This window comes from Acinetobacter sp. YH12145 (assembly GCF_013418335.1).
Taxonomy (GTDB): domain Bacteria; phylum Pseudomonadota; class Gammaproteobacteria; order Pseudomonadales; family Moraxellaceae; genus Acinetobacter; species Acinetobacter amyesii.
This window is the reverse complement of the sequence record NZ_VPCE01000014.1, coordinates 87,259-103,342: the sequence shown is the minus strand read 5'-3', so window position 1 is coordinate 103,342 and position 16,084 is coordinate 87,259. Positions and strand designations below refer to the sequence as shown.

Here is a 16,084-nt window from a genome sequence, read left to right as displayed (position 1 = left end):
CCACACAAGTTGTTCTTCATAATCTCTTAATGATCTTCTTGTTGGTTCGTCACCAGCAAGCTAGGTCGGCTATATTACTCTTTATTTCTAAAGAGTCAACTGGTAATTCAAATTATTTTTAAACTTAAAAAATAAAACCCAACTTAATCAATTCAACCAAGTCATTGTTTTATCAGAAGTTTTAATCCTCATCACCGCCGATGGATGTGCATTCTACAGCATTTCAGGACCGTTGCAACACCCTTTTCCATTTATTTTTAATTTTTCATTACGTTTGTTTATTTATTCTACTAAATCAGCGTTTTTTACTTAAAAAAGTGTTTTTAGCGTACAGAAAGCATGCAATATGCCACAGGCACCCATAAGATAAACATTAAAATTGGCATAATACCGTGCACTTCTTCAGGTTTTCTATACAACCACTGAATAAATGGAATGCCGATACCAAATAATGTCGCCATCAATAGCACATCTACAAATCCACCTGTCAGCAGTAGCCACAGTAAAACTGGCACACTCATCAACAAGCCAATTATCAATAAAACACAGTATTCGTATTTCCTGAGCTGCCAAAGTGTGAACCCCTGAATGATCCAGAATCGCTCTGCAGATTCAAAATTTGATTTTAAGTCCATTTTGATCACACCCAGATTGAATAAACTCAGTGCAATATAGATGGCACACATCAATTGGAATAATTGTGAAGCGGTAAAATCAAGACTCATGATGTTCCAAGTATCTGCCTGTGTGGCAAACCAATACAAAATCACGACCGCTGTAACTGACATACCGATACTAACAATACGATGGGTTAGAAATCTTTTATGAAATGCCTGACGAATAATGAGTTTATTTTGATTGAGCCAGAGGGGACTATATTTCTGTATCAGAAATACCCTAGGTACTTGCAGCTTAATTGGTTTTGATTTCCAACCGAGCAGCCAGAATTTTATTGCCGCTATACAGATGAAAGTAGATAACAATACTGCAATGTGTTGAGCGTCCAATATCGCTAGGCTCAAAATGGGCAAATATGTCAAAAGACAGACTAAAACCCAATATTGATTCTGTTGTAAAAACAGCATTTGTATAATTAATAAATTAAAGATCCAAAGTAGCATCAATACACTGATGCCAATGGAAGCTAAAAGTTCATACTCAACCCAAACATATAGAAGCGCCAAAACAAATGGCAATAACATCAAAAAGCTTAAACTGCCTAAAAATTTGATTTCCACTGCAAAGCGACTTTTGAGCATGATGGGCAATAGCGCTAGATAGTGATACCCTTCCCCACCACTCAAAGCTTTACGCTGTATCGCACACCAAAATACATTTAAGGCAAGAAAGCCTGTCCAAAGAAACAGATTCGTGATTAATGATTTGCAATAAACCAAATCAATAATGGGCTGTACTAAAGATAAGAGCAGTCCGAATAGCATTGGCCCGAGAATTAATGTGATTAAAATAAGTAAATGCTTTTGCCGTGCAACTGCGTCTGCTGTGGTTTTGACATAAAATGTCCATCGGTATTTCAAAAGCGTTTTTATAATTGTTCGCTGCCCAACAGGTCTTTGTTTATTCATGCCGTCTGCTCATTGGACTTTAACCGATCTAGCTCGATGATTTTTGCTGCAAGACTGTCTCTAAATACAGGATCATGGCAAGACAATAGAATCAATTTTGATTGGCTCTGCTGTAAAAGTATGCTTGTTAATTCAGCCAAGGCATTTTGATCTAAGCCATTGCTCGGTTCATCCAAAATCAGTAAAGGTGCCGAAGTCATTAAGGCTGCAACCAATAAAAACTTTTTGGTTGTACCAAAAGACATGTCAGCAAATGGCGTGGCTAAATAGTTTTCTAATTTAAATTTTTCAATGAAGATTTGATACTGCGCATGCGCTATCCCTCGAATATTACATATTAAATTCAGAAACTCCTGCCCTTGTAAAAAATCATAAATAGGGCTTTTATCTGGCACATAGGCCACAAGTTTCTTGTATTCATTGTTGTGAGGGGCATATTGCTGATCATTAATCAAAATATTGCCTGCATCAAAATCCAACATCCCAGCAATCATCGCAAGTAAGGTGGACTTCCCTACTCCATTCTCAGCAACAACAGCGACAATTCCGAATTCGTTTAACTCTAAATTTAGATTTGAAAATATACGTTTTCCCGCAAAAGATTTGGACAATTGCTGCAAGCTCAAAGAAACCATCATGATTTTCCTGATTTATTATCTTAAGTTATTGATTTATTATTGATCTATCTTCACATATCTTGAATCTGAATTAAATAAATTATTTAAGAGACAACTTTAATTTTTTAAGTGTCATTCACTATCTAAATACGCCAAAATCATCTTTGATAATTCTACTTTAATCTGCTGTTCTGTAATTAAAAAACTATTATTGCTCACATAGCGCATCATGGTAAATAAGGTACTATTAATGATCACAAAAGAGCGATGTTTCAGCGTTTCAAAGTTCCAATGTGAATAATAGCGATTAAATAAATACATCCCAACTTCAAAAAAATGCTTTTCCAAAACCTGAGAGGCATCTGAATGACTGTATTGATGCCAATGTTTTAAGATCTCAATGAAGAAGCCACGATCAGCTTTCAACATATCAAAGCCAAACTGAATACAAAGTGGGATCACCTCATAAATACTGTGCTGCTCTTGCTCCACGACTATATTTTTTAGTGCCAACCCCAATTGTTCTGATTTTCTGAGCAGTAATTCTTCTACGATTTGTTCTTTATTTTCAAAATATTGATAAATCGACCCAACGCTCACGCCAGATTTTTCCGCAATTTTGGGCGTCGTCAACTCCAGTAAGCCTTGTTCTACAATACACAACTGCGCAGCTTGCAAAATGCTTTCCACAATCATTTTCGCGCGTTGTTGTTGTGGTCTTTTTCTCATTCTATTGCTCTCCAATGCGATAGTGTTATGCGAATTGAATGCGAATAAATATTCATATTAGTGTGGTATGAAACAATAACATTGAAGATCAAAACATGACCACTCACTTCAATACCCGGCTGTCTTCATTTCAGGCCACGCAGCAATCTAATCTGCTAAGTTTTCTGCTGTCTCATTTGACGGGCCAAGCTGCACAGCCGAATTACCCTCAATATCTTGCCCTCAATAAAGCCTTGCAATGTGGTGATCCACAGTTGGAAAAAGTGCTCACGTGGATGATGCAGAACCCTAAGCAGCATCGTGAATATTTTGAAATTGCTTTATTTAAAGGTGTAGAACAGCTTCCCTTTTCTATTCCCGAACTCGAGCATTTTTTTAAGCATGTTGAACAAACACCACCTTGGTTAGAGCCAGAAAAAATACAGCAAGCCCTTGAGTTCACCCATCGCCTCGGGATTAACAATGGCTTTATTTTGCGCGACCTTTCACTCATGGTCGGTTATCTCTTCCCCGGTTTCAATCAGCCGCTCATGCTGACCGGTGCTTTAAATAAACAAGCCGGTACACGTCTGGCTGAGACCACTAAATGGTGGGTAGATATCACTGAAGAACGCGGACTCGAACGTTTGCATGCGGGATTTACATCGACGATTTATGTGCGTTTTATTCATGCTTTGGTACGGCATCAACTCCAAAAAGGTAAAGACTGGGATTTTGCAACGTGGGGGGTGCCGATCAATCAATTTGACTTGGCGATGACCAATCTTGCCTTTAGCAGTGTGGTGCTTGTGGGCATTCGTGCTTTAGGAATTTTTCCGTCAAAACAAGAAACTGAAAGCTTTTTGCATTTTTGGCGCTATGTCGGCTGGTTGATGGGTATTGATGAAAAATGGTTAATTGAAAAAGAATCTGACGGTTGGAAACTGCTGTATTGGATGCAATTTGTACATCCTCAATCCGATGCAAGCAGTATGGCTCTCGGTACAAGTCTATCTAAAGAACCTTTTGAAAGACAATACAAATACCTCCGACCATTTCAGCAAAAACTGGCTTATCGACAACATCTGGAGCTGACACAATTTTTTATTGGCAAAAAACGCATGCATAAATTAGGGCTCAAACCCCAATCCGCCGCATGGTTTGCCTATTATTTATTAGCTAGAAATCTCGTCCTGTATTCAGGTGCTAAGCATGTCCCGAGTTTAAATCAAAAATTACAGCAAAAAGGCCGTGCGATTCAAAAACTCGGTTTAGCACTGTATCAAAGTAAGGCCAAACAACTGGCAAGTATGCACCAATAAAAAAAGCAGAGCGATCGCTCTGCTTTTTGGATGACAAATGTCCGGACTTAGAACTTCATCGAAATACGTGCCCAATAATTGCGACCAATATTATTAAACTGTTGATCGGTCGCTAAACCTGTCCCTGCATCACCCAGTTTATTTAGATGTTCGGTATAGGTTTTATTCAGGAGATTATCTACACCCACAGATACATCTACACCCTCATCAATATGATAAGTACCATTTAAAGACAGTGTGCCAAAACCTGCACTTTCTTTCAGGTCATAACCCACGATATTGCCTTGGTACGCACTGATACGATTTTGCCCATCAACCACACGCCAAAATGCTCCCAAAGTATAATTATCTTGGATATATCGTAAGTTAATACGCGCTTCTAAAGGTGAGATTTGCGGTAATGGCTTGCCATCTGTGGTGTTTTTACCCCACGCATACATTGCGCTGACATCGGCTTGAATATGATCGCTAAATTGATAGCCAATCCCCGCTTCAGCTCCCGCAATGGTGGCATCAACATTTTTCGCACCCGCGCTAAAGGTTGAACCATGATCATGCTCACCTGTATTTGGATGATCGTGATAACTCATCAAAATAAAGTCCTGAATCAGCCCTGCATAGGCAGACGCCCATGAACTGAATGCCCCATGTTCATGTTGATAGCCCGCATCTAACTGCAAGGTTTTTTCAGTCTCAACGCCATTAAAGGTGTTTGTTGTGCCTGCATTACCGTGTTTAGGACTAAATAACTCCCAATAATCAGGCATGCGTTCCACATAACCTAGACCGATATAGGTTTTACCATTGTCATGTTCAGGGTGCTTATTTTCAAAACGAATAAAAGCACTTGGCAAAGTTTCATTCAGCTCCGTGTTATAGCCACTCGCTTTCGAAGCTGCCCGCTCATCTTTCACTTGCACTTGATCGAGACGAAGTCCTGAAACCAACTTGTTGTTATCACTCAATTGATAACTGACTTCTCCAAAACCGCCATAGGACTGAAATGCCATATCTTGCGTTAAGGGCTTATTCATCGAAGGCATCATTTTCGACGTCATGCTGCCGGCATGCTTATTATTCTGCGTATCCAGTCCAGTAATGAACTGCAGCTTATCCCATTCATGGGTTACCGCCATACGTGCATTTAATGTACGGCGTGTAACCTGCATCGCCATTGGATTCGGCATGAGCATAGTCATACCATGATGAGTCATTTCAGCTAAAGGTGGCTCACGCAAACTAAAGTTGTCCATGATATGGTCGTTATAACTATAGTTGACCTGTGCTTCGATTTTTTTAATCACCTCTGTGACATTCTTTTTCTCGACACGAAGGCCTAAGCTTTCACGGGCAAATTGCGAACCATCCATTGAACGGCCTGCGTATACCGCCTCACCATCGGCTTTACCTCCGGTAAGTTCTACCCATGTATCTTCATTCGGTGTCCAACCGAGAGCCAAATCTGTATTCCAACGCTCCCAGTCTGACGGCACAGTATTGCCATCTCCATCTTGGTAGCTGTCTGCAACAGAACGGCTGGCATTTAGACGCACATATTTATGTTCATCGCCCACAGCCGCTTCGACATTATGATCTAAACGACCATAAGAACCGATCATCACACTGGCTTGACCACGGTAGTTTTTATCAGCATCGAATTGTTCAGGTTTTCGTTCAAACAAGACTGTTGCAGCAGAACCTGTATTGGCATATTGAACCGTTTGAGGTCCTTTAATCACTGAAATTCGGTCATAACTTTCAGGGGAAATATAAGACGTTGGTGCATCCATACGACTTGGACACGCCCCGAGATTTTCTGTGCCATCGGTCAAAATTTTAATGCGTGAACCAAACATGCCACGGAAGGTTGGATCTGCATTGGTTCCCCCATTTTTAATGGCACTAAACCCTACAATACTTTTTAAATAATCTGCCCCATCACTGGCAGGTATCGGTTGAATCGGCTGTTTGGGATTGGCACGGACAATTAAACCATTGGCATCATTCCCTTGATGTGATGTCACCACAATCGGTGCCAAAGTCTGTACTGCATTGGTTTCCGTCATCTCTACGGGCATCTCGTCAGCCATCACAGAAGTTGAATAGCAGGCAATACAAATTGCAGCCGCAAGAGGCTGTAGAAAAAATTTAGGCTGAGCCATGTTTATCTCACAAAATACATAAATAAAGGCGTACCTGAGTCCTCAAAGACCCAAGTTTAAAAAAAACGTCGGATTTATGCAGCGAGTGGTGGGGCTCGACCTTGCGGAAGTAAAAAGAGTTGTTGAAGAACAAACCAGACATGCTTGAAAGCTTTTTGAAAAGCAATTAAACGAACTTGAATTCGATCAAGCACTTCTTTCACATCAAGTTCAGGGGGCAAAACCAAATTGCCATAGACCGTACAATACTGACATTGATGACTGGCATCATGTTCATGGGCAGAATGATCGACTTGAACTTGCTCAGCGTGAGCGGAAGATGATTGGTCTGAATGTGCGGTATGTTCAGCATGAACATTGGGAAGTAAAAGTGCACGCGTAATGGTTTCGCAGACCGGAGCAACTTGATATTGCTTGGGCAACAATGGCTGTAAAAAAACAGCAATCTGCAAAAAAACGGCTGCAAAGGACAGCAGCACTCCACTACGAAACAATACAGGCAAACCCTAACATTTGTCTGACCCAAGTATAACAAAGCCCAATCGAAATTGGGCTTGTCTCAGGTATTTTTTAACCGCGATCAATTAACGCTTAACTGCGACTTTATCTTTTTGACGCTGGCGAACCAATTTTTCCACTTTGTCACGTGCACGTTGACGTTTCAAAGGCGATAGATAGTCGACGAATAACTTACCATTTAAGTGATCCATTTCATGTTGGATACAAACTGCGAGAAGTCCGTCCGCTTCCACTTCAAATGATTGACCTTCAAGGTTAATTGCCTGAATTTTTACACGTGACGGGCGCTCAACTTTATCGTATATTTGAGGCACTGATAAACAGCCTTCTTCATAGGGCTGCGTCTCTTGCGTCAATGGCGTAATTTTGGGGTTAATAAACACCATGGGTTGATCTTTTTCTTCAGATAAATCCATGACTATCAGCTGAATATGGTGATCTACCTGTGTTGCTGCCAGGCCAATTCCCGGTGCTTCATACATAGTTTCAAACATGTCGGCTGCTAACTGACGAATTTCATCAGTAACTTCTTCGACTGGTTTTGCAATGGTACGAAGACGGGGATCGGGGAAACTTAAAATAGGTAATAAGGCCATACGACGTCCTCACTTATGCCATTGATCAAAAAACAAAATGAAGGAATGCTTCATCAAAAAATTGTGTGTAATATCGTTATTATAACGCAGTTACATACATAATTTTAGGAATTATGATAATGAAAAAGGTTTTGAAGGGCATGCCAACTTTTAGTGCCTTGGGGTTTAAAAAACAATTATTGGCACTTACAGTCTGTGTAAGTGTGGGGATGGGAATGGTCAGTGTTGCAGAAGCTGCCCCTGCTCGTAACGTCAATCCACCGTCATTGAAGGCAGGTGCCCCTCAAGTTTATGTGGTGAAAAAAGGCGATACGTTGTGGGATATTTCCAAGCGTTTCTTAAAAAATCCCGTGCGCTGGCCTGAAATCTGGGCGAGCAATAAACACGTGAAAAATCCGCACTGGATTTTCCCAGGTGACCGCCTATTAATGTGTACCTACAATGGCCGCCCAATCATCGGTAAAGATGAAGGTGATGGTTGTGAAGGTATCATTCGTCGCTATACAGGTGGCACTAAACTTCAACCACAAGTTCGTGTTGAGTCCCTCAACAGTGCGATTCCGGTTATCCCATTAGAATATATTAAGCAATGGCTTGAGCGTAGCATGATTGTTGCAGCTGATTCTGTGGAAGGCACACCTTACATTTTAGGTACAGCTGATCAACGTGTATTAGCTGCCAAAGGCCAAACAGTTTATGCACGCGGCCAAGGTATGCAAGTCGGTCAACGTTATGCTGTTTACCGTGAAGGCGAACCGTACATCTTTACCGATGCAAACGGCAAAAAATACAATGCAGGCTTAGAACTGACTCAAGTCGCTTCAGGTGTTGCCGTTCGTGGTGAAAATGACATTACCACTTTAGAACTGACCGATACTTATAATGCCGAAGTTCGTCGTGGCGATCGTGTTCTTCCTGAATATGACCCAATGCTGCCAACGCTGTTCTATCCAACCAATGCTGAAAATGTCACTGCTGGCGGTAGTATTGTTCGTGTCATGGGCTCGATTGGTACTGCAGCGGTTCACAGTGTTGTGACGATCGACCGTGGTAGCTTGCAAGGCGTTCAATCTGGTCAAGTCTTTAGCGTGAACCAAAAAGGTGAAATCGTGACTGATCCAAAAACCAAAGAACGTGTTCAACTTCCAGGACAACGTATTGGTAACATCATGGTATTCAAAACGTTTGATAACTTAAGCTATGCTTATGTACTTGAAAGCGAATTACCAATCAACGTAGGTGCAACAATTCAGCCCCCACTGATGGATGACTAATTCTAAATCCACAAAAATGAGGTTGTATTTCAGCCTCATTTTTTATTATCCAACAACGATATCACTGATAATTTTAAACCATAAAAAGAAGACACTTTCAAAGGTCTCATTATGCTCAACTCATTGACTGACTTGCATTTAGATTACATTCGCCTGTGGTTTTTGGTGCAACACTCACTTCGTAGTTTTTATAAAATTCAGCAGTACTATCCTGCCCTACACCACGCCCTTAAGCCTGATCAAATCACCACATGGCAAAAATTGGGACTGCATAAAAATCATTTACAGCGCTTTGAAGAATTTCATAGCCCAAGTGGACAGCTTAACTTTAAAAAATGTCTCAAGGATATTGAACAATACAGTGACTTTGTACTGATTCCTGAAGACCTCAACTATCCACAACAGCTTTTACCTTATAGTGACAAGCCGCCCATTCTATTTGGGCAAGGTAATGCCCAAGCCTTGATGCAACCCCAAATTGCGATTGTGGGTAGCCGCAAACCTAGTCCCCAAGGTCGGCAAATTGCTTATGATTTTGCTTATTATCTGAGTGAGCAAGGGTTCTACATCAATAGCGGTTTAGCACAAGGAATTGATGAAGCGGCGCATCGCGCTGCCATACAACACCACAGAACTATTGCCGTGATGGGCACAGGTTTAGATCAAACTTATCCGACTGCACATCAAAGTTTAAGACAAGAGATCATCCAACATGGGGGAACAGTAATCAGTGAGTTTCTCCCACACACTCCCCCCTTACAACACCATTTTCCACATCGAAATCGTATCGTCAGTGGGCTTAGTCTTGGTGTCATCGTGGCGGAAGCAGCGTTAAAAAGTGGTTCACTGATCACGGCTCAACGCGCTGCCGAACAAGGCAAATCTATTTTTGCCATTCCAGGCCATATTTATAGTGAGTCACATCAAGGTTGCCATCAACTCATACGCGAAGGTGCAATTTTGATTGATCATCCACAACAGGTCATTGAAGACTTGGCATTGGCTACACAATGGCAATCGCAGGCTGCTAAAACCTTAACAACCACCGAAATAGCGACACCCGAAACAGTAATACCGGACACCCCGCCACCCGAACCTATCCCAGAACATTTAATTGCGCTGTATCGGCAGCTTGATTGGGTCGGCCAAGGCCTTGATCAATTGTCCATTCAACTCAAAATTGATACCGCGACATTGACCAGTCAACTGATGGAATTAGAGTTAATGGGCTATGCCACACAACAAGCCGGACACTACTTACGTTGTCGAATGGGTAAATTAGGTTCACAATAGTCCTTTGTCGAATCAGTTAAGGTCTATAGAAATGATTACCACCTCTGTTGCAGAAGCAGCTTCCTGTCTTAAAAAAGGTCAGGTTCTCGCATATCCTACAGAGGCTGTTTGGGGATTGGGCTGTGATCCCTACAATGAGCAAGCCTTTCTCGAAATTTTGCGCTTAAAACAACGTCCCATTGAAAAAGGCGTGATTTTATTGGCTGCCAATGTCGCTCAAGTTGAACACCTGCTCCAAGGCTTAACAGAAGATATGCGTCAGCAAGTCATTGCGACATGGACCAACCGTAAACCCAATGAACGTGCAACCACATGGTTATTACCGGCTGGCGACCATATTCCAACATGGATTAAAGGCAATCATCCAAAAGTCGCAGTCCGTGTGACGACCCACTCTTTATGTGTGGCTTTATGCCAAGCTTTTAATGGCTTTATTGTGTCTACCAGTGCCAATCCTGCGGGATTAACCCCTGCACGTTCCTTACAAGAAGCCAATCAGTATTTTGCCAATGAACTCAATTATTTAAATGGTGATCTCGGCCTAAGCCAAGAACCAAGTAAAATTATTGATGCTGAAACAGGTGAAATCATCCGCGCATAAGCTCGGATGCCTGTCTACACCTGCCTTTCGGGGAAATACAGACAAAAAAAAGCTCAGCCATATAGGGATGGCTGAGCATAAAAAAGGATGTGTATAAAATCACATCCAGAGGGTCTTGCAATCTCTGGGTAAATATCAAGTAATTATTAAGAATTACTTCCTCATTTACGATGAAAGTATTATGTAATATTTTTTTAAATTTAACAAATATATTTTTTATATAAATAAAACTACTGATAAGCACTTTATTTGTGATTTTATAACAACTTAGTCAAAATATGTATCTATTTTTGATTGATTTTTAAGACGAGAATTTGTTTTTTTAATTCAGTTTTACACTCAAAAATCCATTTTCAAAAGATTTGCTCTATAAAAAATAAGTTTGTTTGCCTATTTTTTAATCAATAATTCTCATAAATTTTCAACTTTTTACTAGATTTACTTACGCTGCGCCAAGATCACCCCAGTAATCGCCATCACTGTGCCGACGGTATGATAAATCATCCACTGCTCAGCCAACCAGAAATAGGCAATAATTGCGGTAAATACCGGCATCAAATTCATAAAAATACTGGTGCGATTCGGGCCGAGATGTTGTACAGCCAACATCCATACCAATGGTGCAATCAGTGATGGAAAAATTGCCGCATAAAATACACTTGGCGCATTGGCAGGATTAATCGCGTCTATGCCTAAATACAATACGAATGGCAAGTGATATAAAACGGCAAAGAAAATTTGTACATATAAGCTCAACAGTAGCGGAAGTTTCAATTGCCATTTTTTTAAAAACACCCCATAAAAGGCATAAAAGAACACTGCGAAAATCATGAGGATATCGCCGAAATGTCCGCCCATATTCAGTAATTGACTGAAATCTCCTTGCGCAATGACAAACAATAGCCCCGTAAATGAAATCGCACAGCCTAGGATGGCATAGCGGTTGGGCACATCTTTAATTAAGAAAAATGCAACGGCAATCGTAAAAACAGGGATAAAGGCATTGATGATGCCCATATTGGTCGCAGTCGTATAATGCGCAGCGGTATAACCCAAGCCTTGATATAACACCATGCCAAACGCACTCAGCACAGCCAATTGCTGCCAATGCTGCTTGATCAGCTGTCTTTGCTGCCAAACGGTTTTCAGCATAAAGGGGGTTAAGATCAAAAATGCAATAAACCATCGATAAAAACTGATACTGACCGGTGAAATATAATTAGTTACATAGCGAGTGACGGTAATATTCAGCGACCATATAAATACCGCAATCAGAGGCAAACAAATTGCAAATTTCGCCCAACGTGCTTGAAGCAACATGTCTAACTCCTCAATGTATCGTGCAAAGATTGGTCTAGATATTTTGAGTGATGTCTGTTTTAATTGAAATACATGATTTCAGACATCTGTATTGTAGTTCAGACATCGAAACTTAGGCTTATATGACGTCATCACCGATTGAACAGCAGATCGAGCTTTTTGAAGCGCACTACACCACATTAGATACGGTCTATCCGCACAGTTGTCTTTGGGGTGATTTTAATTTTTGTCTCGATGGTATTTTCGAATATGAGATACAAGGACAACACCATCTCTCACCTGCCAGTTATGGGGTGTGGATTCCCCCACATACAGAACATTGCTCGGTCGCGATTGATGAACAACCCATTCATTATGTGGCAATCCGACTGGCACCAGATCTCTGCATAAATTTCCCCAAGCAGACGGAAGTATTTAGCATCCAGCCTTTCTTTCGTTTGTTGGTGCAAGAAATTTTGGCCTTTCCTACAGAGCAACATACCACACCACCCTATCGACACCTGCTACAGGTCTTATTCGACCAGTTAAAAACTGCGCCCAAACATCAACATTATTTACCGCAAAGCCATGATGCGGTGTTAAAGCCGATCTTGGCGCAGCTTACAGATGTAGATCATTTTAGTTTGAGCCTACAGCGATGCTTATCCAATGTCGGTTTGAGTGAGCGTCAGTTATTGCGGCTGAGTCAGAACGAACTGCAAATGAGCCTTTCTGAATGGCGAAACCGTGCAAAAATTATTTATGCCATTCAACAACTCCGCGCTGGTCAGTCTATTAAAGCTCTCAGCTATGAATTAGGGTATCAACATAGCTCAAGCTTTATTGAGTTTTTTAAACGCTATACAGGAAAAACCCCAAACCAACACCGCGCCACTAGTTAAACGTCAAGCACTCAAGCAAGCATCAGCTCGAATTCTGCAAACTACTACAAAAATTATGCGAAAAGCCTATCGATAAAAGCTTGCTGTTCACCAGATTTCCCTTTAAAACAAGGATGAAAGGCACAACTTCAATTAGGAACGAATATGTCAGCTTCAGTTTACGATATCCCAGTAAAAACGATCCAAGGTGATGACACCACACTCAATCAATACCAAGGCAAGGTTTTATTATTGGTCAATGTAGCCTCTAAATGTGGGCTAACACCGCAATATGAAGGCCTAGAAAAACTCTATACAGAGAAGAAGTCGCAAGGCTTTGAAGTCTTAGGCTTTCCTGCCAATAACTTTTTAGAACAAGAACCTGGTTCTGAAGCTGAAATTCAAGAATTTTGCTCGATCAACTACAAGGTCGATTTCCCACTTTTTGCAAAAATTTCTGTTGCAGGCGCAGATAAACACCCACTTTATCAAACCTTAACCCAAGCCATTCCTGAACGCATTGGTGAAGGCCCATGGTGGGATGATTTAGTCGAATACGGATTAACACCAAATCCAAAGCCTGAAGTGCTCTGGAACTTTGAAAAATTCCTCGTGAATAAACAAGGCGAAGTTGTGGCACGATTTGCACCTGACATCAAGGCAGATGATGCTCGTATTGTCGATGCCATTAACGCTGAATTAGCCAAATAATTCGACAATATTTCAATCTCTCAGTTAAGATTATTGTGATTTTAACTGAGATTAATCATTTTAAATTATCACAATAATATTTAATAATTATCACATATTGATAATTTACACATTTTACCCATTGTTTTAATATTTCATATACACATTGTTCAAAGCTTCCCTGTAAATACTCATTATGATGAGTCTTATCAATTCACATCCAGCAGTAAACAGGTGAACTTAAAATACATTAATCAAAGCTATCGTTTTATGTATTTTTTGACAGCACGTGTTTCTGCGCTAACAATAGATGCACGGCAAAAAACTCAAAAGACGAAAACCCAACAGCACACTAAACAATACACACGGGTAAAAACCAAAGCCAGAACAAGAAAAAAGCCGTAAATCCTTCACATGATTGGCGTTCTGGACAAAAAGTACCTTCTGAATACCGTGGTCATCGCTACAAAGGTGACCACACCAAATACAAAAAATTATCTAAACCAGGCAAAAACCAACAATGGATTAAAGTGAATGGCGACTACATTTTAATGAATGCCATCAGTCACGCCATGATCAAAATCATTGCGGGTTAAACCCACCAAAACATCAAAAGAGGGCAAATGCCCTCTTTTTTTTGTTCAAGCGATTATTTTGTTATTGCTTTGCAACAATCTATTTTTAATCCACATTTTGCCCCTATATTCAAAGCAGAGACTTAACACATAGTGATGATTGAATGAAAAAGCTTGTGCAGAATGCCCTTCTCCCTTTTGCCATTTTTAGTGGTGTTTTGGTGCTGATTGGTTGTGAACCTGCCACAGCACCGCAACAGGAACAAGAAATCGCAGCAGAAAATGATCGCCCTGCAACAACATCAACAAACGAAGATCAATCTGCGACACAAAGTCAGGCGACAGATCAAAGCCAATTAAAAAGCGGCAATATGTTTTATATCGTTCGCGATGTTGCGGATATGCAACTTAAAGCCGGCAATTATGTTGAACAACTCAAACAAACGCAGGTCGATTTAGAAGCCGCAGTCAGCAACCAAGATCATCTCCAATTGCAAAAAGCAGCAACCCAGCTGCAACAGCAGCTCAAAGGTTTCAATCAAGCATTGAATGATTTAAATCTAAAAAGCACTGAGATTAATGATATTCGCAGCAATCTACAGGCAGCGAATCAGCAAGTATTGGCCTCACCTTTTCTCAATGGACAAGTCGATTTAAGCAAAGTTGATTTTCAGAAAATTCAAAATCAAATGGGAAATATTCAAGCGGAAATGCTGAAATTGGCAGGTATGTTGATCCAAGACCAAGCAGCTAAAAGCTCATCTAATGCAACCACTAAAACTGAATAAGTAGCGAAATTTAGTATTTCCATTGCATTCCACCTGTTGTAAATCAAAAAAGCGTTAGACCTTGAGCTAACGCTTTTTTCTTACAGTTCCGCTATAGAACACGACTGTTTTTCCTTTTAGATTAATGCTAAATAATAAAGCCAATGATGGAACAGTTATGTCAAACGCTGTGATTTATAACATTACACCCACTACCTTTCGTTTAGATTTAAAAGATCCTTTCTTATTTACTGCTCATCATATCGATCATTTTCCTGCTGCAAATGCAGACATGGGGCCAAAAACAGCCGCAGAGAATGATGAATTCAATATGTACTATGGCGATGTGGTTCCAGGTTTCCCAGAGCATCCACACACTGGCTTTGAAACCATTACCTTGGTTGAACAAGGCTATGTCGATCACTTTGACTCATTAGGCAATGGCGGACGCTATGCTGCGGGTGATGTGCAATGGCTGTCTACAGGCAATGGCGTTGAACACTGTGAAATGTTCCCCCTACTGCATGAAGATAAAGCCAATCCTTTTGAACTTTTCCAAATTTGGTTTAATTCATCAGCTGAACAGAAAACCCATGATGCTGACTATAAAATGTTTTGGCGTGAAGAGATTCCTCACGTCTTTGAAACGGATAATGAAGGAAAAAAATCGGATATTCGCGTGATTTCAGGGCAGTTCAAATCCACTGATGCTATTTCCCGACCGCCACACTCATGGGCGGCTGCCGCAGAAAATAAGGTCAACATTTATTTAATCACCATGCAAGCAGGTGCAGAGTTGGTGATTCCCGCAACAACAAGTAGCTCCAACCGTTTTGCTTATTTCTATCAAGGCAATACATTAGAAATAGAAGGTCAAACCATTCAGATGAAGCATTTGGTTGAACTCCAATCAGATGCCGACGTCCATCTCAAAGCAGGTGGATTAGAAGCACGGATTCTGTGGTTAGAAGGTGAACCGATTAATGAACCCGTGGCGATGCGCGGTCCATTTGTGCTCAATACCACGGAAGAACTCGATGCGGCTTTTAAACGCTATCGTGAAACCCATTTTGGAGATTGGCCTTGGCCAACACCTGCACCGGTCTTCAAACGTGATCAGGCTCGATTTGCCAGTTATGAAGGCGGTAAACGTGTAGAGCACCCAGAGCAGGAAAGCTCACAAGCGTCTTAAAG

Annotated in this window: 16 protein-coding genes; 9 read left to right on the top strand and 7 right to left on the bottom strand. The window is 40.9% G+C overall.

Features of this window, described 5'->3' with window-relative positions:
* Nucleotides 1–323: 323 nt before the first annotated feature.
* The 3 genes from FTU80_RS13945 to FTU80_RS13935 form a co-directional block, all read right to left on the bottom strand.
* Nucleotides 324–1,586, bottom strand: coding sequence for a hypothetical protein (locus tag FTU80_RS13945; RefSeq protein WP_180085703.1), 1,263 nt, complete (start codon nt 1,584–1,586; stop codon nt 324–326).
* A complete protein-coding gene (locus FTU80_RS13940; RefSeq protein ID WP_180085701.1) occupies nt 1,583–2,224 on the bottom strand; it encodes an ABC transporter ATP-binding protein in 642 nt (213 codons plus the stop codon). The genes FTU80_RS13945 and FTU80_RS13940 overlap by 4 nt, the downstream gene beginning before the upstream one ends.
* Nucleotides 2,225–2,335: 111 nt before the next feature.
* On the bottom strand, nt 2,336–2,932 hold the full coding sequence (locus FTU80_RS13935) for a TetR/AcrR family transcriptional regulator (protein WP_180085699.1): 597 nt from the start codon (nt 2,930–2,932) through the stop codon (nt 2,336–2,338).
* A gap of 95 nt (nt 2,933–3,027) precedes the next feature.
* Between FTU80_RS13935 and FTU80_RS13930 the strand changes: the two genes are divergently transcribed.
* Nucleotides 3,028–4,233 carry an oxygenase MpaB family protein gene (locus tag FTU80_RS13930; RefSeq protein WP_180085697.1) on the top strand — a complete coding sequence of 402 codons (1,206 nt, stop codon included), beginning with the start codon at nt 3,028–3,030 and terminating at the stop codon, nt 4,231–4,233.
* A gap of 47 nt (nt 4,234–4,280) precedes the next feature.
* Here FTU80_RS13930 and FTU80_RS13925 read toward each other — a convergent pair whose 3' ends face one another.
* The 3 genes from FTU80_RS13925 to def form a co-directional block, all read right to left on the bottom strand.
* A complete protein-coding gene (locus FTU80_RS13925) occupies nt 4,281–6,323 on the bottom strand; it encodes a TonB-dependent copper receptor (protein ID WP_373685229.1) in 2,043 nt (680 codons plus the stop codon).
* A gap of 146 nt (nt 6,324–6,469) precedes the next feature.
* Nucleotides 6,470–6,898, bottom strand: coding sequence for a DUF2946 family protein (locus FTU80_RS13920; RefSeq protein WP_111885871.1), 429 nt, complete (start codon nt 6,896–6,898; stop codon nt 6,470–6,472).
* A gap of 81 nt (nt 6,899–6,979) precedes the next feature.
* A complete protein-coding gene (def, locus tag FTU80_RS13915; protein ID WP_078191459.1) occupies nt 6,980–7,510 on the bottom strand; it encodes a peptide deformylase in 531 nt (176 codons plus the stop codon).
* Nucleotides 7,511–7,629: 119 nt separating this feature from the next.
* Here def and FTU80_RS13910 point away from each other — a divergent pair, with 119 nt between their 5' ends.
* The 3 genes from FTU80_RS13910 to FTU80_RS13900 all read left to right on the top strand — a co-directional run bounded on the left by FTU80_RS13910 (nt 7,630) and on the right by FTU80_RS13900 (nt 10,678).
* Nucleotides 7,630–8,784: a LysM peptidoglycan-binding domain-containing protein gene (locus tag FTU80_RS13910; RefSeq protein ID WP_180085693.1), complete on the top strand. Its 1,155-nt coding sequence runs from the start codon at nt 7,630–7,632 to the stop codon at nt 8,782–8,784.
* 111 nt (nt 8,785–8,895) lie between these two features.
* A complete protein-coding gene (dprA, locus tag FTU80_RS13905) occupies nt 8,896–10,077 on the top strand; it encodes a DNA-processing protein DprA (protein WP_180085691.1) in 1,182 nt (393 codons plus the stop codon).
* A gap of 31 nt (nt 10,078–10,108) precedes the next feature.
* Nucleotides 10,109–10,678: an L-threonylcarbamoyladenylate synthase gene (locus FTU80_RS13900; RefSeq protein ID WP_111885874.1), complete on the top strand. Its 570-nt coding sequence runs from the start codon at nt 10,109–10,111 to the stop codon at nt 10,676–10,678.
* A 438-nt stretch (nt 10,679–11,116) separates the two neighbouring features.
* On the opposite strand, the gene FTU80_RS13895 is transcribed toward FTU80_RS13900, so the two are convergent.
* Nucleotides 11,117–11,998: a DMT family transporter gene (locus FTU80_RS13895; RefSeq protein WP_180085689.1), complete on the bottom strand. Its 882-nt coding sequence runs from the start codon at nt 11,996–11,998 to the stop codon at nt 11,117–11,119.
* Between the two features lie 122 nt (nt 11,999–12,120).
* Between FTU80_RS13895 and FTU80_RS13890 the strand changes: the two genes are divergently transcribed.
* From FTU80_RS13890 to FTU80_RS13870, 5 genes are all read left to right on the top strand, one after another.
* Nucleotides 12,121–12,879 (top strand): helix-turn-helix transcriptional regulator, encoded by a 759-nt coding sequence (locus tag FTU80_RS13890; RefSeq protein ID WP_180085687.1) that lies wholly within the window; start codon nt 12,121–12,123, stop codon nt 12,877–12,879.
* Nucleotides 12,880–13,023: 144 nt separating this feature from the next.
* Nucleotides 13,024–13,569, top strand: a complete 546-nt coding sequence (locus FTU80_RS13885; RefSeq protein ID WP_111885877.1) for a glutathione peroxidase — start codon at nt 13,024–13,026, stop codon at nt 13,567–13,569.
* 338 nt (nt 13,570–13,907) lie between these two features.
* On the top strand, nt 13,908–14,144 hold the full coding sequence (locus FTU80_RS16535; RefSeq protein ID WP_180085713.1) for an RcnB family protein: 237 nt from the start codon (nt 13,908–13,910) through the stop codon (nt 14,142–14,144).
* Between the two features lie 143 nt (nt 14,145–14,287).
* Nucleotides 14,288–14,911, top strand: a complete 624-nt coding sequence (locus FTU80_RS13875) for a hypothetical protein (protein ID WP_111885879.1) — start codon at nt 14,288–14,290, stop codon at nt 14,909–14,911.
* 157 nt (nt 14,912–15,068) lie between these two features.
* A complete protein-coding gene (locus tag FTU80_RS13870; protein ID WP_180085685.1) occupies nt 15,069–16,082 on the top strand; it encodes a pirin family protein in 1,014 nt (337 codons plus the stop codon).
* The last annotated feature ends 2 nt before the right edge of the window (nt 16,083–16,084 follow it).